This is a genomic window from Pseudomonas sp. B21-053, from assembly GCF_026016365.1.
GTDB classification, from domain to species: Bacteria; Pseudomonadota; Gammaproteobacteria; order Pseudomonadales; family Pseudomonadaceae; genus Aquipseudomonas; species Aquipseudomonas nunensis.
In genome coordinates, this window is sequence record NZ_CP087205.1 from 719,367 (window position 1) to 737,491 (window position 18,125).

At 61.0% G+C, this 18,125-nt stretch carries 13 protein-coding genes; all 13 read right to left on the bottom strand.

From position 1 onward, the window contains the following. Positions 1-59: 59 nt before the first annotated feature. Positions 60-2,837, bottom strand: a complete 2,778-nt coding sequence (locus tag LOY68_RS03145; protein WP_163908100.1) for a hybrid sensor histidine kinase/response regulator — start codon at positions 2,835-2,837, stop codon at positions 60-62. A gap of 99 nt (positions 2,838-2,936) precedes the next feature. After that, the gene (gene purD / locus LOY68_RS03150) at positions 2,937-4,232 is read right to left on the bottom strand and encodes a phosphoribosylamine--glycine ligase (protein ID WP_265042807.1); all 1,296 of its coding nucleotides are present in this window, start codon (positions 4,230-4,232) and stop codon (positions 2,937-2,939) included. Between the two features lie 148 nt (positions 4,233-4,380). Beyond that, positions 4,381-5,988 carry a bifunctional phosphoribosylaminoimidazolecarboxamide formyltransferase/IMP cyclohydrolase gene (gene purH, locus LOY68_RS03155; protein ID WP_163908102.1) on the bottom strand — a complete coding sequence of 536 codons (1,608 nt, stop codon included), beginning with the start codon at positions 5,986-5,988 and terminating at the stop codon, positions 4,381-4,383. Positions 5,989-6,069: 81 nt separating this feature from the next. Then, complete coding sequence (fis, locus tag LOY68_RS03160; protein WP_007907419.1) at positions 6,070-6,390, bottom strand: DNA-binding transcriptional regulator Fis; 321 nt, start codon at positions 6,388-6,390, stop codon at positions 6,070-6,072. Then, complete coding sequence (gene dusB / locus LOY68_RS03165; protein WP_008153758.1) at positions 6,387-7,397, bottom strand: tRNA dihydrouridine synthase DusB; 1,011 nt, start codon at positions 7,395-7,397, stop codon at positions 6,387-6,389. The genes fis and dusB overlap by 4 nt, the downstream gene beginning before the upstream one ends. A 185-nt stretch (positions 7,398-7,582) precedes the next feature. Then, positions 7,583-8,797 carry a DUF3426 domain-containing protein gene (locus LOY68_RS03170; protein WP_265042816.1) on the bottom strand — a complete coding sequence of 405 codons (1,215 nt, stop codon included), beginning with the start codon at positions 8,795-8,797 and terminating at the stop codon, positions 7,583-7,585. Positions 8,798-8,827: 30 nt separating this feature from the next. Continuing rightward, complete coding sequence (gene prmA, locus LOY68_RS03175; protein ID WP_054044027.1) at positions 8,828-9,706, bottom strand: 50S ribosomal protein L11 methyltransferase; 879 nt, start codon at positions 9,704-9,706, stop codon at positions 8,828-8,830. Positions 9,707-9,979: 273 nt separating this feature from the next. Further along, positions 9,980-11,335, bottom strand: a complete 1,356-nt coding sequence (gene accC / locus LOY68_RS03180; protein WP_054044025.1) for an acetyl-CoA carboxylase biotin carboxylase subunit — start codon at positions 11,333-11,335, stop codon at positions 9,980-9,982. A 17-nt stretch (positions 11,336-11,352) separates the two neighbouring features. Continuing rightward, positions 11,353-11,814 (bottom strand): acetyl-CoA carboxylase biotin carboxyl carrier protein, encoded by a 462-nt coding sequence (accB, locus tag LOY68_RS03185; protein WP_054044024.1) that lies wholly within the window; start codon positions 11,812-11,814, stop codon positions 11,353-11,355. Between the two features lie 48 nt (positions 11,815-11,862). Continuing rightward, complete coding sequence (aroQ, locus tag LOY68_RS03190; protein WP_054044023.1) at positions 11,863-12,315, bottom strand: type II 3-dehydroquinate dehydratase; 453 nt, start codon at positions 12,313-12,315, stop codon at positions 11,863-11,865. A 131-nt stretch (positions 12,316-12,446) separates the two neighbouring features. Continuing rightward, positions 12,447-14,210, bottom strand: coding sequence for a protein-disulfide reductase DsbD (locus LOY68_RS03195; RefSeq protein ID WP_265042819.1), 1,764 nt, complete (start codon positions 14,208-14,210; stop codon positions 12,447-12,449). A gap of 238 nt (positions 14,211-14,448) precedes the next feature. Further along, positions 14,449-16,395 carry a methyl-accepting chemotaxis protein gene (locus LOY68_RS03200; protein WP_265042821.1) on the bottom strand — a complete coding sequence of 649 codons (1,947 nt, stop codon included), beginning with the start codon at positions 16,393-16,395 and terminating at the stop codon, positions 14,449-14,451. Positions 16,396-16,447: 52 nt separating this feature from the next. Next, positions 16,448-18,118 (bottom strand): diguanylate cyclase GcbA, encoded by a 1,671-nt coding sequence (gcbA, locus tag LOY68_RS03205; protein ID WP_054044020.1) that lies wholly within the window; start codon positions 18,116-18,118, stop codon positions 16,448-16,450. Positions 18,119-18,125: the final 7 nt, after the last annotated feature.

Genomic DNA, 18,125 nt, shown 5'->3' on the forward strand with positions numbered 1-18,125 from the left:
TAGCTCACTGGCGGGGGAAGTCGAGGGGGAGTCTATCAGGCGCTACAGCGTCTGTCGGCTCAGGACGTTTGCGCCGCGGCCCGGTTCTGCTGATCGCGCTGGGCCACCCAGTGTTCGATCAGTTCGCGCAACTGCGACAGCTCGACCGGTTTGGCCATGTGTCCGTCCATACCGGCCTGGCGTGCGCGCTCTTTATGCTCGGCGAGGATGTGCGCGGTCAGCGCCACTACGGGGGTGCGAATCCGCTGATTGCCGACTTCCCACGCGCGCAATTGCTGGGTCGCGGAGAAACCGTCGAGGATCGGCATTTCGCAGTCCATCAGCACCAGGTCGTAGCGTTGGGCTTTCATCGCCTGCAAGGCTTCTTCGCCATTGCTGGCGGTGTCCGGTTGCAGGTTGAGTTTGCCCAGCATGCCGCGAATGACTTTGGTCGAGATGCTGTTGTCTTCGGCCACCAGGATGCGGAAATCGCTCGGCACCTTGACCGGCAGGGTAGGGCCGACCGGCAGGTGATGCGACACGGCCAGGCCTTTGTTGCGCTGGTTCAGTTCGTCCGCCAGGGTGGTCTTGAGGGTGTAGCCGGCCACCGGTTTGGCGAGGATGCGCTTGATCCCCGAGTTGCGGGCGATGATCTTGCTCGGCGCATTGCTGATGCCCGTGAGCATGATCAGCAGGATGTCGTGATTGAGGCTCGGGTCTTCCTTGATCTTGGCCGCAAGTTGCATGCCGGTCATGCCGGGCATGTTCTGGTCCAGCAGGACCACGTCGAAGTAATCGCGCAGATGCGCCTTGGTGCGCAGCAAGGCCAGGGCTTCCTTGCCGGATGGTACGGCGCTGACGTTCAGGCCCCAGGCGCTGCACTGTTGCACCAGCACTTTGCGGCAGGTGTCGTTGTCGTCCACCACCAGCACGCGCGCACCTTGCAACGGACTATCGAGATCGGAGGTCGGGTGTTCGAGGCGATCCGGGTCCAGCGGCAAGGTCAGCCACAGGGTGCTGCCCTGGTTGGCGCCGCTCTTGATCCCGAACTCCCCTTGCATCAGGCGAATCAGTTGCCGCGCGATCACCAGCCCCAGGTTGCCCCCCAGGCGAGTCGCCGAGAGGAAATGCTTGCTGTGCAGTTCGGCGTGCATCAGCGCATCGCGCTCCTCGGCTTCCATCGGCACGCCGCTGTCCTGCACGGCGATGCGCAGGCGCGGTTTGGCGCTGCGGTCGTCGAGGGCGACGACGATCAGGATCTCGCCCTCGTCGGTTTTCTTCAGGGCGTTTTCCAGAAGGCTCAGCAGGGTCTGGCGCAGACGGGTCGGGTCACCGCTGATCACGCGCGGCACTTGCGGCTGGATAAAGCTGATCAGCTCGACGTTTTGCTGTTCGGCCTTGGCGCGGAAGATACTCAGGCAATCTTCGATCAGGGCATTGAGGTCGAACTGCACGTCGTCCAGTTCGATCTGCCCGGACTCGAGCTTGGAGATGTCGAGGATCTCGTTGATCAGGGTGAGCAGTTCGTTGCCGGCGCTGTGGATGGTTTGCACGTAGTCGCGTTGCTTGACTGACAGCGGTGTGCCCAGCAGCAGTTCGGTCATGCCCAATACGCCATTCATCGGCGTGCGGATTTCGTGGCTGATCTTGGCCAGGAACTCGGCCTTGGCGTTGATCTCGGCATTGCTCGCGGCCAGGTCGCGGCTGACGCTGAAACGGTCTTCGGTGATGCTGCGCTGACGTTCGCCCAGGGCGATGCTCATCAACAAGCCACTGATGCAGATGAACGCCAGCAGCGTAATGATCAGGCCTTGCGGCGCCACAAGGGTCAACCCCAGTAGTGCCGGCAATATGATCAGCGCGCCGATGTTGAATACCACCATCGCCGCGACGAACAGCCGGGCCGGGCGATAGCCTTTTTGCCAGTGGAAGGCGCTGACGAACAACATGCTCAGGCCGGCGAGTGCGACCAGAGCGTAAGTGATGATGTTCAGCGGCAGGGTGTTGACGAACAACAACAGCAGGCCGGCGACAACGGTGAACAGAATGTCCCCGAGCAGTAGTTTGTTCAGCGGATGCGCGCCCAGTGGTGCAAAAAAACGATAGGCGAACATCAGTCCGCACGGTGCGGTCAGCAGCAAGGCGAGATAGGCGCCCGGCGTCTGGATCGCATGCCAGTCCGGCAGCCACGGCCCGGCCAGGTTCAGCAGCAGGATCAGGCTGAGCATCAGCAGGAATTCACACGCGGCGAGCCACAGGCTGCTGCGCGAGCGCGTATAGGCGTAACGCACGATGTTGTGCAGGATCAGCATGGCGAGGCAGCCGAACAGCAGGCCGTAGATCAGCGTGAGGTTCTGGTTGGCCGCAGTCATCACTGCCGATTGCAGGGTGATGTAAGGCCGCAACTGGTGCTCCGAAACCAGCCGGACGTAGACATCGAGGGTTTTGTCGCTCAGGGGCAGCGGTAACATGAAGTCGCTGCTGGGCAGTGGCCGATTAACCTGAGGTTGTTGGGTGCCAGTGTTCAGTTGCTCGACCAGCGTATCGCCGTCCAGCACATACAGGTTGAGGTGTGACAGGTCGGGGGCGAACACCCGCAGCAATTGTTCGTGTTTGCCGGGTGCCAGTTTGAAACGCAGCCATAACGCTCCGTCGGGCTCGGCCGCGGTGAGGCGGTCGAGTTCGATGGGGCTGAATTGATTGATGAAGCGTGCGGAGCGGATGTCGCTTAACGCCAGGTCGCCCTGTTCGTCGAGCAATACCGACCAGCCACTGCCTTGCGCGGCCTGGGCCGGGAGCATGCAGAGCAAGGTCAACAGAGTGACGGTAAGTCCTATGGCAATCCTGAGCCAGCGCACGGCGAAATCCCTTCGTAGGTTGATGCCAGAATATAACTATGCGCGGCGCCGGAATAGTCCGGCAAGGGCATCAAGCCCTTGCCTGGCCGAATGGATGCCTTATTCCTGATTTTCGCCACGCTCGCGGGCAATGGCGCGGTAGCCAATGTCCTTGCGATAGAAGCTGCCTTCCCAGTCGATCTTGGCCGCCAGCTTGTAAGCCTGCTGCTGCGCCGCGTTAACGCTGGCGCCCATGGCCGTGGCGCACAGCACCCGACCACCGGCCGTTACAACCTGACCGTCCTTGAGCGCAGTACCGGCGTGGAAGACTTTGCCTTCCAGTGCCGCGGCTGCGTCCAGACCGTTGATCGCCACGCCTTTAGCGTAGTCGCCAGGATAGCCGCCAGCGGCGAGCACGATGCCGACGCTCGGACGTGGATCCCATTGCGCTTCAACTTTGTCCAGGGCTTGCGCCAGGGCCGCTTCAACCAGCAACACCAGGCTCGACTGCAAACGCAGCATCACCGGTTGGGTCTCAGGGTCGCCGAAACGGCAGTTGAACTCGATAACTTTTGGGTTACCGGCTTTGTCGATCATCAGGCCGGCATAGAGGAAGCCGGTATAGACGTTGCCTTCATCGGCCATGCCGCGCACGGTCGGCCAGATCACCAGGTCCATGACGCGCTTGTGAACTTCAGCGGTCACGACCGGGGCAGGGGAGTAGGCACCCATGCCGCCGGTGTTCGGGCCGGTGTCGCCATCGCCAACACGTTTGTGGTCCTGGCTGGTGGCCATCGGCAGTACGTTCTTGCCGTCGACCATCACGATGAAGCTGGCTTCTTCGCCGTCGAGGAATTCTTCGATCACCACGCGGGAACCGGCGTCGCCGAAAGCGTTGCCGGCGAGCATGTCGCGCACGGCGTCTTCGGCTTCAGCCAGGGTCATGGCGACGATCACGCCTTTACCGGCGGCCAGGCCGTCGGCCTTGATCACGATCGGTGCGCCTTTTTCGCGCAGGTAGGCCAGGGCCGGCTCGATCTCGGTGAAGTTCTGGTAGTCGGCGGTCGGGATCTTGTGGCGAGCCAGGAAATCCTTGGTGAACGCTTTCGAACCTTCCAGCTGGGCAGCGCCTGCGGTCGGACCGAAGCAATCGAGGCCACGGGCACGGAACAGGTCGACAACACCGGCAACCAGCGGGACTTCCGGACCGACGATGGTCAGGGAAACGTTCTTCTCAGCGAAATCAGCCAGTTGCTCAAGGGCCAGCACGTCGATGGCGACGTTCTCGCACTTGGCTTCAATGGCGGTGCCGGCGTTGCCCGGAGCAACGAAAACCTTCTGCACGCGCGGATCCTGAGCCACTTTCCAGGCCAGGGCGTGTTCACGGCCACCGCTGCCAATGATCAAAACATTCATTTCAAAAACCTCAAAAATCTGTGGGTGACGCTGCAAACCCGCGTAGGAGCTGTCGAGTGAAACGAGGCTGCGATCTTTTGATTTTGTTTTTTAGAATCAAGATCAAAAGATCGCAGCCTGCGGCAGCTCCTACAGGGGGAGCGGTGTATCAGTGACGGAAGTGGCGCATGCCGGTGAATACCATGGCGATGCCAGCTTCATCAGCTGCTGCAATCACTTCCGCATCACGCATCGAGCCGCCTGGCTGGATCACTGCGGTAATGCCAACCTTGGCTGCGTTGTCCAGGCCGTCGCGGAACGGGAAGAACGCATCCGACGCCATCACCGAGCCTGCCACTTGCAAACCGGCGTGTTCAGCCTTGATCGCAGCAATACGCGCGGAGTTCACGCGGCTCATCTGGCCAGCGCCGACACCGATGGTCTGGCGATTCTTGGCGTAGACGATGGCGTTGGATTTGACGTACTTGGCGACTTTCCAGGCGAAGATCAGGTCGTTGATTTCCTGCTCGGTCGGGGCACGCTTGGTCACGACTTTCAGGTCTTCACTGCCGATCATGCCGATGTCGCGGCTCTGGACCAGCAAGCCGCCGTTGACGCGTTTGTAGTCCCAGGCAGCGGCGCGGTCAGCCGACCACTCGCCGCAAGCCAGCAGACGCACGTTGGCTTTGGCGGCCACGATCGCGCGGGCTTCTTCGCTGACGGATGGGGCGATGATCACTTCGACGAACTGACGCTCGACGATCGCCTTGGCGGTCTCGGCATCCAGTTCACGGTTGAAGGCGATGATGCCGCCGAATGCGGATTCGGTATCAGTGGCGTAAGCCAGTTCGTAAGCCTGGCGAATGCCGCCTTCGGCGTCCGGGCTGACGGCAACGCCGCACGGGTTGGCGTGCTTGACGATCACGCAGGCTGGCTTGACGAAGCTCTTGACGCATTCCAGCGCAGCGTCGGTGTCGGCCACGTTGTTGTACGACAGCTCTTTACCTTGCAGTTGGGTCGCGGTGGCGATGCCGACTTCGGCAGGCTTGGCTTCCACGTAGAACGCCGCGCTCTGGTGCGGGTTCTCGCCGTAGCGCATTTCCTGAGCCTTGACGAACTGGCTGTTGAAGGTGCGCGGGAACTCGCTGCGACCTTCGGTGCTGAGGGTTTCAGCGGCCTGGTTCACGGTGCCCATGTAGTTGGCGATCATGCCGTCGTAGGCAGCGGTGTGTTCAAAGGCCTTGAGCATCAGGTCGAAACGCTGAGCGTAGGTCAGGCCGCCGGCCTTGAGGCTTTCCAGGACATTGGCGTAGTCGCTGGCATTCACCACGATGGCCACGTCTTTATGGTTTTTGGCCGCCGAGCGGACCATGGTCGGGCCGCCGATGTCGATGTTCTCGATGGCGGTCGGCAGGTCGCAGCCTGGCTTGTTGATGGTGGCTTCGAACGGGTACAAGTTGACCGCAACCAGGTCGATCGGCTTGATGCCGTGCTCGTTCATGATCGCGTCGTCGATACCGCGACGACCGAGGATCCCGCCGTGGATTTTCGGGTGCAGGGTCTTGACCCGACCGTCCATCATTTCCGCGAAACCGGTGTAATCCGCGACTTCCACTGCGGCAACGCCGTTGTCGCGCAGCAGCTTGAACGTCCCGCCGGTGGAGAGGATCTCGACACCCAGGGCTTCAAGCTCCTTGGCGAATTCGAGGATCCCGGTCTTGTCGGAGACGCTGATCAAGGCGCGGCGGATCGGCAGGCGGGTAGTCTGGTCGGTCATTTCAATTTCCATCAAAAGCAAAGGAGTCAGCAAAAAAGGCGACCGTTTTTACGCGGGCGCCTTTCTGGTTTGATTGAATGCTTACAGCAAATCGTACTGCTTGAGTTTCTTGCGCAGCGTGCCTCGGTTCAGTCCGAGCAGCTCGCTGGCCTTGGTCTGGTTACCCTTGACGTAGTTCATCACGCACTCGAGCAGGGGAGCCTCGACTTCGGAGAGCACCAGGTTGTACACATCCGTGACGGCAGCGCCCTCAAGGTGGGCGAAATAATTGTGCAGCGCCTTCTCGACACTCCCGCGAAGGGTCTGACCTTCTTCGCTCGGCGTATTGAGGTGCTGTTTCAAATTCACGTTGTCGCTCACGGGTGTTGTTCCACTCACTAAAGTCTCGGTCATCATCGTCATGCGGCCACCTCGTCTCCGTCCCCTGTCAGGCTCTTGTAACGTTCGGCGAAGAAGCCCTGAACGTTGGCGCATTGTGCTTCCGTATCTTCCAAACGATTGAAGTGGGCGCGGAACTCCCTGGCGCCCGGCAAGGTTGCGAGATACCAGCCCACATGCTTTCGAGCAATGCGTACGCCCATGACATCTCCATAGAAGACGTGCAGCGCAGCCAGATGCTCTAGCAGAATGCGTTCCACCTCGATCAGTTCCAGCGCCGGGAGTTTCTCGCCGGTACGCAGGAAATGGTCGATCTCGCGAAAAATCCATGGCCGCCCCTGGGCAGCCCGGCCTACCAACAGGCCATCGGCACCGGTCGCGTCGAGCACGTACCGGGCCTTCTCGGGTGAATCAATGTCGCCATTGGCGAAGACCGGAATCGACACCGCCTGCTTGATCGCGGCAATCGTGTCGTACTCGGCTTCACCGGTGTACAGGTCAGCACGGGTGCGGCCATGGACCGCCAGCGCCGTGATACCTGCCTGCTCGGCGATCTTCGCCACGGTCAGACCGTTCTTGTTGTCCCGGTCCCAGCCCGTGCGGATCTTCAGGGTGACCGGCACATCAACCGCAGCCACCACGGCCTGCAGGATCTCGGTCACCAGTGCTTCATCTTTCAACAGCGCGGAACCGGCGGCCTTGTTGCAGACCTTTTTCGCCGGACAGCCCATGTTGATATCAATAATCTGTGCGCCCAGTTCGACGTTGGCCCGGGCCGCATCCGCCAGCATCTGCGCATCGCCACCGGCGATCTGTACCGAGCGTGGCTCGGGATCACCTTCGTGAATCATGCGCATCCGCGATTTGCGGGTGTTCCACAAACTCATGTCGCTGGTGACCATTTCCGAGACTACAAGTCCTGCGCCCAGTCGCTTGCACAGCTGACGAAAGGGCTGGTCGGTGACCCCCGCCATCGGGGCGAGGATCAAGCCGTTGTGCAATGTATATGGACCGATGCGTACCGCCGACATAGGACTTCCCTGTTGTGGGGCCGGATCATGAGAGTTCGAAAAAGGGTTGGCATGATACCCGCTCTCGATGACTGGATAAAGGCTGAATTGAACAAAATCTGAACAGTTATTCTGTTATCGCCAGCGGTTTGGTCCAGGCGGGCAAAGTCAGAAAACCGCCGTCAATCCCGGAGCACTGAAGCGTTTCACTCGGGCGAATGGAAGCTCAGGCTGTAGTTCACCGCTTTGGGGCCTGGATCGAGGATATCCAGCGCGATGTGGATCGGCGTTTGTGGTGGCATCTCTGCCATCCCTTCGAGGTCGCCGTTGAGGTACTCGCCGGGTTTGAAGCGACGACTGGCGATCAGATGGCCGTTGAGGTCGGCAAAGCGCAGTTCCAGCAATGGGAAAGGCTGGGAGAAAGCCGCGCGGTTATAAATGATGGCATCCACTACCAGCGCGCCGCTGAAGTCCGGATGGCTGCGCACCACCAGGTTGCTGCTTTTGACTTTGGCGATGTCGACCTTGGAGGGCACGGTGCAGCCGATTTGCGGGCACAGTTGCTGGAACCACGGACGGTATTGGTCCTGGCGGGCCAGTTCTTCGAAATGGTAGGCGACGTACTGACCGACCAGCGCGCCGGCGCCCAGCAGGATCAGCACCAGCCAGAAAAACCGTCGGCCCCAGGGCGAGCGGCGCTTTTGCCAATCGAGTTGCAGCGGGTCGTCGCTCAGGTCCTGCAAGGCGTCGACACGTTCCGTCGACTCGCTGCGTTCGTGTCGCTTGCGCAAGGGCGCAATCGGGGGCAGGTCGTCGTCAGGTGCATCGGTTGCCGACAGACGATCGTGGTGCAGGGGCATATCGAGCGGATCATTCAGGCGCAGTTGCGGCACATGCGGCTCGTCGTCCAGATCAACCGGTTCCAGCGAGAACGAAGGTTCAGTGCGCGAGTGCTTGCTCGATTCTGCCTGCGTGTCCCGTTGGTCGGCTTCGACCGCTTGGGCGCGATCCGCCGCCGATTCGCTGAAGAGGCTGTCGGACCAGGGCTCTTCGTCGTGCTCCAGAGAGTCGCGGCGAGCGCTCAGGCCGTTTTCGCGGTGCCGGCCAAATTCCGTGGTCGGCTGGATTTCTCGCTGCTCGAGTCGGGCGAGCTCCTGATCCAGGTCGAGACTGTCCAGATCCATCTCGGTGGCTGACCACTGCTTTTGGCTGATGGCCCGTACCGGCGGCTCGACGACAGCCGGGGCGACCGGTTTGACCGCGTCCTTGCCGGCGCGCTGCTCAAGCAGTTGCTTGGCGGCGTTGAACACTTGCAGGCAGGAGCCACAGCGAACCACCCCACGGGCCACGCTCAATTGAGCATGGCTGACGCGGAAACTGGTTTGGCAATGCGGGCACTGAGTGACGAAGCTGTCGGTCATGCGGCGATCCGGATTATGCAGGCGCTCATTCTAGCGCCGACGGCCAGTGATGCGCACCCAGCCATCACGATTGGCAATCGGGTCCAGATCGAAGTCCTGGGCGTAGGCCTTGGCGACTTCTTCACCTTGCTCGGCAAGGATGCCCGACAGCGCCAGGCGACCACCCGGCTTGACCAGGCTGGACAGTTGCGGCGCGAGTGAAACCAGCGGGCCGGCGAGAATATTCGCGACCAGTACGTCAGCCTGAACCTGCGGCAGGTCTTCCGGCAGGTACAGCGGGAACAACGCTTCTGCAATGTTGTTGCGCCCGGCGTTATCGCGGGAGGCTTCCAGGGCTTGCACGTCGATGTCGGTACCGACAGCTTCCTTGGCGCCCAGCAGCAGGGCGGCGATGGCCAGAATCCCCGAGCCACAACCGAAGTCCAGCACATTGCAGTCCTTCAGGTCCTGGCCGTCGAGCCATTCCAGGCATAGCGCGGTAGTCGGGTGGGTGCCGGTGCCGAACGCCAGACCCGGGTCGAGCAGCAAATTCACCGCATCCGGCTCCGGCGCGGCGTGCCAGCTCGGCACGATCCACAGGCGCTCGCCGAAACGCATCGGCTGAAAGCCATCCATCCAGCTGCGTTCCCAGTCCTGATCTTCGATGATTTCGCTGTGATGCTCCGGCAGTGGGCCGCCGGTCAGCAATTCCATGTGGGCCAATACACTGGCGGCTTCGGTGCCATCCTCGAACAGGGCCAGCAGATGGGTATGCGACCACAGCGGCGTGGTGTTGAGTTCCGGCTCGAAGATCGGCTGATCTTCGGCGTCCATGAAGGTCACCGACACGGCGCCCACTTCAAGGAAAGCGTCTTCGTAGGTTTCGGCTTGTTCTGGGCTGATGGCGAGACGGACTTGCAGCCAAGGCATGGCGGGCACCTTTGAAAAATATTGATTGCAGCCTAGCGGGCTGCGAGAAGCGCGCAAGTTTACGCGAGCGCGCGGCAGAAGACGACAAGGTCGGTGCATACCGGGCCGACGTGCTCTTTGTAGGAGCGAGGCTTGCCCGCGAACCAGGCGACGCGATCTATCAAGTAGAGCGCGTCATCGTTCTTCGCGGGCAAGCCTCGCTCCTACAGAGGTCAGTAATCTCCAGAAACAACAAAGCCGCTCGAAAGCGGCTTTGTTGGTCTGGATCACATCTTAATGCTGGTTAGCCAGCTTGTGTTCCAGGTAGTGGATGTTGATTCCACCTTTGCAGAAGCCTTCATCGCGGACCAGGTCGCGGTGCAGCGGGATGTTGGTCTTGATCCCGTCGACAACGATTTCGTCCAGCGCATTGCGCATGCGCGCCAGGGCTTCGTCACGGGTTGCGCCGTAGGTGATCAGCTTGCCGATCAACGAATCGTAGTTCGGCGGAACGGCATAGCCACTGTACAGGTGCGAATCGACGCGAACGCCGTTGCCGCCTGGAGCGTGGAAATGCTTGACCGTGCCTGGGCTTGGCATGAAGGTTTTCGGGTCTTCGGCGTTGATCCGGCATTCAAGTGCGTGACCGCGGATGACAACGTCTTCCTGGGTGTACGACAGCTTGTTGCCAGCGGCGATGCTGAGCATCTCCTTGACGATGTCGATGCCGGTGACCATTTCCGATACCGGGTGCTCAACCTGAACGCGGGTGTTCATTTCGATGAAATAGAACGCGCCGTTCTCGTACAGGAACTCGAAAGTACCTGCGCCACGGTAGTTGATGTCGATGCACGCCTTGACGCAGCGAGCGAGGACTTCGGCACGAGCCTTCTCGTCGATGCCCGGTGCCGGCGCTTCTTCGAGCACTTTCTGGTGACGACGTTGCAGCGAGCAATCGCGGTCGCCCAGATGGATCGCGTGACCCTGGCCATCGGAAAGCACCTGGACTTCCACGTGACGTGGGTTGGTCAGGAATTTTTCCAGATAGACCATCGGGTTGCCGAACGCCGCGCCAGCTTCGGAGCGGGTCAGTTTGGCCGAGGAGATCAGGTCTTCTTCTTTATGCACAACGCGCATGCCGCGACCACCACCGCCACCAGCGGCCTTGATGATCACCGGGTAGCCGACTTCACGGCCGATACGCAGGGCAGTTTCTTCGTCTTCCGGCAGCGGGCCGTCGGAACCTGGAACGGTCGGTACGCCGGCAGCGATCATGGCGTGCTTGGCCGATACCTTGTCGCCCATCAGGCGAATGGTGTCGGCTTTCGGGCCAATGAAGGCGAAGCCGGAGTTCTCGACCTGTTCGGCGAAATCGGCGTTTTCCGCGAGGAAACCGTAGCCTGGGTGAATGGCGGTAGCGCCGGTCACTTCAGCAGCGGCGATGATTGCCGGAATGTGCAGGTAAGACTTTGCAGCCGATGCCGGACCAATGCAGACGGATTCATCCGCCAGACCCAGGTGCATCAGCTCTTTGTCAGCCGTGGAATAAACGGCGACGGTCTTGATGCCCATCTCTTTGCAGGCACGCAGGATCCGCAGGGCGATCTCACCGCGGTTGGCGATCAGAACTTTTTCCAACTTCGCAGTCATCAAAGTCTCTCCGCGGTTCAAACGATGGTGAACAGCGGTTGGTCGTACTCAACCGGCTGGCCGTCTTCGACGAGGATGGATTCGATCACACCGCTGGTTTCAGCTTCGATGTGGTTCATCATCTTCATCGCTTCAACGATGCACAGGGTGTCGCCTTTCTTCACGGTCTGGCCGACTTCAACGAAGGACGGCGAGCTTGGCGAAGATTTGCGATAGAAGGTGCCGACCATTGGCGAACGGGCAACGGTGCCGTTCAGTACTGGCGCGGCCGGAGCAGCAGGGGCAGCGGCAGCTACCGGAGCAGCGGCAACAGGTGCCGGGGCCGGAGCGTGCATTGGCGCTGGTGCGTAGTACTGCTGAGCCGGAGTCTTGCTGTGACGGCTGATGCGAACGGACTCTTCGCCTTCCTTGATCTCGAGCTCGTCGATGCCGGACTCTTCCAGCAATTCGATCAGTTTCTTAACTTTACGGATATCCATGAATCATCAACTCCCAAGGGTCGGTCAGGGGCGTTCAACGCTTGTTGTTCAAGCCGTTGCCTGTCTTTCAAGCTGCTCTAGTGCGGCCTCCAGGGCCAGTCGATAACCGCTGGCGCCAAGGCCGCAGATCACTCCCACCGCTATATCGGAGAAGTAAGAGTGATGGCGGAAAGGTTCGCGTTTGTGCACGTTAGACAAATGCACTTCGATGAATGGGATGCTCACCGCCAGCAGCGCGTCACGTAATGCGACGCTTGTGTGTGTAAAAGCTGCTGGATTGATCACGATGAAATCCACACCTTCGCCGCGAGCGGCGTGGATGCGATCGATCAATTCGTACTCGGCGTTGCTTTGCAGGTGCAGCAAATGATGGCCGGCTTCGCGGGCACGGCGTTCCAGGTCCTGGTTGATCTGCGCCAGTGTCGTAGCGCCGTAGGTGCCCGGTTCGCGGGTGCCGAGCAAGTTCAGGTTGGGTCCGTGCAGAACCAGTAGCGTCGCCATCTGCTGTTCCTTGTTATCTGTGTGCAATTGTCAGAACCCGGCGACTATGCCGCAAAGCCTTTGTGACTGTCCAGTTCTATGCAATAGCCAGCACGATGGCCGATGTTTGCGCGAAATTTGTGACCGGCTTATTAAATCCGGTCATTTGCTTTCGCTACACGTTCGGCGAAGTCTTTTGCATTGATCTCGCCAATGACCCGCACATCGGCGCGTTCGGCGCCGTCCTTGCCGAAAAACATCAGCGCCGGAGGGCCGAACAATTTATAGCGGTCGAGCAGGGCGCGTTGCTCGGCGTTGCTGGCGGTGATGTCGAAGCGGATCAGGCGATAACCCTTGAGGCCTTCGACGACTTTGGCGTCGTTAAGCACTTCGTGTTCGATGACTTTGCAGCTGATGCACCAGTCGGCGTACCAGTCCAGCAGCAGCGGGGTGCCAGACGTTTTGGCTTCGGCGAGGACGCGATCAAGGTCGCCAGGCGTGCTGACGGTTTGCCAGGTGCTGGTGTTTTGCGTCTGTCCGGTGGTCACAACAGTACGCGGCTGGCCGATGGGATTGAACGGATCGGTCTGGCCGCTGAAGGCGCCGTACCAACAGGCCAGGGCATAAAACACCAGGAACATCCCCAGCAATTGCCCCAAGCGTTTTCGAGGAGGTTTGTAGACGAACTCCAGCGCGCCCATGAACAAACCGACGCCGCCAGCCAACAAACCGATCAACAACAAGGTGATCTGGCCGGGTATCACTCGACTGAGCAAGCCCACCGCCAACCCCAGCAGCAGCACACCAATCGCATTTTTTACGTAAATCAACCATGGCCCGCTTTTCGGCAGCCACGCCGCGCCGCCGGTGGCCACCAGCAACAGCGGCGCGCCCATGCCCAGGCCCAGCACAAACAGTTTCAAACCGCCGCCCAAGGCATCGCCACTGGCGCTGATGTACAGCAATGCACCGGCCAACGGCGCCGAGACGCAAGGCGAAACCAGCAGGCTGGAAACCACGCCCAACACCGCTGCGCCCCACAACGAGCCGCCTTCGGTGCGTCCGGCAATCCGGTCGAGTCGGCTGCTGATGAAGTGCGGCAGTTTCAGTTCGAAGACGCCGAACATCGCCAGCGCAAACACTGCAAAGAACGTCGCGAACGGCACCAGCACCCAGGCCGATTGCAGGCGTGCCTGAAGATTGAGTTGCGCGCCGAACATGCCCATCAGCGCACCGAGCAGGGCGAAACACGCGGCCATCGGCAACACATAGGCCAACGACAGATTGAAACCACGCAGCCCGCCGACCTGGCCACGCAACACCACGCCGGAAAGAATCGGCAGCATCGGCAGCACACACGGGGTAAACGTCAGGCCCAGGCCGGCGAGGAAAAACAGCGCCAGTTCGCGCCAGTTCCAGCTCGCGGTTGTGCTGACGACCTTGTCGGCGACCACCGCACCACTGCCGTCAATGCTCAACCGCTCGGTTTCCGGCGGATAGCACAGGCCTTTGTCGGCGCAGCCCTGATAAGTCACGGCCAGGGAGAATGCGCGTTGATCAGTGCGTGGCAGCTCTACGTCGAGGATTCGGTGGTAAACCTCGACATCGCCAAAGTACTCATCGTGCTTCTTTTCACCGTCGGGAAGTTGCGCAGCGCCCAGCGTGACATCGGCCGGATCGGCGCGAAACTGGAAGCGGTGGCGGTAGAGGTAATAACCCTCGGTGGCGACGAAACGCAGCTTGATCGATTGCGGCGTGCTGTCTACCAGGCTCAGTTGGAAGGCTTCGCGTACCGGCAGGAAATCGGCGCTGTTGTTGATCGAACCCAGCGTTGAACTGGGCCGACTGTCCAGCAACCCGGTGGCGGAGGCCGGCAGGGCGAGCACTAAAAGCAGCAGGCAAAGCAAACGGCGCATGACAATCTCGCGTATCGAAAGTGTGGGCATGATAGCGGACAGTCGGCGGGTGTGCAGGGCCTGGAATGTTGTGGTGCTTGTTCTGGCGCCTTCGCGAGCAGGCTCGCTCCCACATTGGGAACGCATTCCAAATGTAGGAGCGAGGCTTGCCCGCGAAGAACGATAACGCGGTGTGCCTGAAAAACCGCGTCGCCTGGTTCGCGGGCAAGCCTCGCTCCTACGGGTATGGGGTGTTCTGTTAGACGCGGAAGGCTTGGACGGCGGTATGCAGTCGCCCGCCCAGCACCAACAGATTTTCCCCTTGCTCACGCCCTTGACCAATCCTCAGCAAGTTATCCCTACCCAGTTGGTGAATCCGCTCGCTGTGATCGCGGATCTCGCTGACCGCACCGCTCTGTTGTGCCGTGACATCGGCGATGCGTACCGCCGTGTCGGCAATGGTCTGGATCGCCCCGACGATTTTATCCAGCGCGCCGTCCGCCGCTTGCGCCTGGTTGGCGGTGGCTTCGGCGTGTTCGACCTGGGCGCGCATGCCTTCCACCGATTGCCGCGCGGCGGTTTGCAGGCCGGCGATCAAGGTCTGGATCTCGGACGTGGCACCGGCAGTGCGTTGCGCCAGTGAGCGCACTTCTTCGGCAACCACTGCAAAACCGCGGCCCATCTCCCCGGCGCGTGCCGCTTCGATCGCCGCGTTCAGCGCCAGCAGGTTGGTCTGGTCGGCAATCGAGCGGATCACCGTCAGCACGCCGCCGATGGTCGCCGACTCTTCGGCCAGGTGTTCAATCATCTGCGCGTTGCCTTGCACTTCGCCGACTAATGCATGCAATCCGGTAAGGCTCAGGCCGATGACTTTCTGCCCTTGTTCCACCGCCAGCCCGGCATTGCGACTGGCGTCGGCGGCCTGGCTGGCATCGCCGGCCACTTGCTGGATGGTGGCTTCAAGTTCGCCAAGAGAATCGCGGATCAACGCGGTGTCGCCGGCCTGATGTTCGGCGCCGCTGTGCAGGTCGTTGCTCAGCTCGGCCAAGGTTCGGCTGCTGCCGGCAACCTGTTCGGCATTGAGGCGAATGGTCCCCACCAGATCCACCAGATAAGCGCGCAAGCGGTTGAGCGAAGCCTGGATGTCATGCAGTTCGCGGTTGGTCTTGCCCAGTTGAATGTCTTGGCTGAAGTCGCCCTCGGCCCAGGTCGACAGGGCGGGCGCCAGATTGGTCAGGGTGCGCGCCAGACGCCGTTGCAAGGTGTCGATCAGCAGCGCGATCAGCAGAATCAGGCCGATCATCAGCCCTTGCATCAAGCGCACTTCGCCCTGGATCTGCCCGTGTTGGGCGCGCACCACCGGTTCGAGGCCGGCGATGGCTTGCTGCACGGCGGTGATTTTCGTGTGCGTCGCGGCGCTCAGGTCGGCGCGTTTCTGAATCTGATCGCGGGTGCGCGCCAGTTCCGCCGGGTAACGAGTGAGCAGGCTGTTGAGTTCGCGCTTGAGGCCGACCCCGGCATCTTCGGCCACCGCTTTCTCGGTATTCTCCAGCCCCATCAGCGAGGCGAAGTCATCGGTGCTCGATTCGCTGCTGGTGGTCACGCCGAGCAGCGGCAAAGCATCCAGTTGCTCGGCCTGGGTGCGGATGTTGGCGACTTCACGCTCGACATCGGCGGCCAGTTCGCTGCGACCGCTGCTGACCAGTTTGTCCCTTGCCAGGGACAGCTTGCCCAAGTGCTGGGAGGCGGCGAGCAGCGGCGCCAGATACGTCGCGTTGGCGCTGGCGTATTGGCTGAGTTGATCGAGGCTCGCGCCCAACTCCCGTTCAGCTTGCAGCAACAGCGCTTGCGGATCGCCCGCAAGTTTGCCGGCGGCCAGCAGGTCGGTCTTGCTGAATTCTTCCAGGCTCGACAGGCTCGGGCGCAAGGTTTCGGCCAAGGCCGGCGGCAGTTCGGTGAGTTCTTTTTGCAAGCCGTCGATGGCCTGGCTGGCGCTGCTCAGGCGCAAGGCATCGCCGCTGGACAGGTAATCCTCGACGTTACGCGCCACTTCATTTTGAAATTGCTGGGACAAACCCAAGTAGCGCTCCATCAACAGATAGGGGCGCTCCAGGGCTTTTTGCGACCACCACAGCGTGGCGCCGAGGGCGACGCACACGGCGACAAGCAGGAGGGTATTGAGATTGGTCAGCAGCTTCAGGCGCATGGCGGATCTACCAACGGCAGAATGGTAAGCGCCTGAATTTATTGCGTTTGTGTTACAGGGTTATGACCGACTCGGTGGATTCCGATGAAAAAGTGGCACTTTGCTTTGACGCCCGCGCCGCTTGCACACGATTGCGTCCGGCGTCCTTGGCGCGGTACAGCGCCTCGTCCGCCTGACTGGCCATCATCAGGCTGTCGGAATCTTCGCGCAGCTCGACCACCCCGGCGCTGAAGGTGCACCAAAGGTCCTGCGGCTGGGCCGGGTAGTGAATTTCGGCGAAGCGCTGACGGATTTCATCCAGCACCTTGTGGGCCGATTCGACATCGGTGTCGGGCATGACGATGGCGAATTCTTCGCCGCCGTAACGACCAATGAAGTCAGTCTTGCGCAGCCGCTGCTTGAGAAACAGCGCCAGGCTCTTGATCACCCGGTCGCCCATGGGGTGGCCGTGGCTGTCGTTGACCCGTTTGAAGTGATCGATATCGAGCATCGCAAAGCTCAGCGGCTTGTTCTCGCGACGGGCGCGGAACGAGCAGTCTTCGAGCAATTGCAGAATATGAGTGTGGTTGTACAAACCGGTTAGGCTGTCACGGACCATCCGCGCCTTCAAATTGCGCGCCCGGGCTGCGCGGTTGCGCACGGTGGTGATCAGGTGCCGGGGCTTGATTGGTTTGGTCAGGAAGTCGTCGCCGCCCTCGCTCATGGCGTCGAGCTGCTTGTCCAGATCGTCTTCGGCCGACAGGTAAATGATCGGCACGCTGACGTAACGGTCGTTGTGGCGGATCACCTTGGCCAGTTCGGTCCCGGTGCAGGCCGGCATGTACATGTCGAGGATGATCAGATCAGGCTGGAAGTCTGCCAATTCGGCCATGGCCTGGATCGGCTCGATCAAGGTCCGCGTGACGATCCCGGCGCTATTGAGCAGGCGCTCGGTGTGCAAGGCCTGGGCGCGGGAGTCGTCGATGATCAGCACTTTATACGGTTCGTACTGGGCGACGCAGGTCAGGACTTCGATCTTCTCCAGCAGGCTCGACGCTTCGAGGGTGCCGGTGAGGAATTCCTGGCCGCCGGCGCGCACGGCGGCGAGGCGGGTCGGGGTGTCGGTTTCGTGCAGGCTGAAAAACAACAGTGGCAAGGGCTCGTCAAGGCCAACCTGGGCTTCGGCGGCCAGTTTCAGGCCGATGCCGGGACCGCTGAAGTCCACGTCCATGACAATCGCCGCCGGCAACCGCTCGACCATCGAGGAGCGAAACGCCGACACGCTGTCCAGGGACTGGGCGCTGAGCCCGAAGAATTCCAGTTGTTTGGCCAATCGCTCGGCGCGATCGTGATCTTGCAGCATCACGTAGATCGGCTTGCGCAGCGGCGGCAGGAACGTCTGGTCCAGTTGATCGCCGTGACGCAGGCCGGTGCGCGACAAACGCTGCATCAAACGATTGAGGTCAGTGATCAAGCCGCTGCTCAGGCGTCCGCGATTGGCGTCCACGGCCTCCAGCGACTGGCCGATGTGGCGCGCCAGTTGCGAGTGTTCCGGTTGTTCGAAGCGCTCGGCAAAACGCAGCAGGCGCAGGTTGGCCTCGCTCAGCTCGGACAAATCGGTAGTGGACCACTCGCTGCGTTGCAGGCGCTGCCATATCTCAAGAATCTGACGTGCCTGATGAATTACCCGCTGGGCAAAGTGGTGCTTGAGGCGCTCACGGCTGGGGTCTTCTGGCTCGGTCATATCCTGA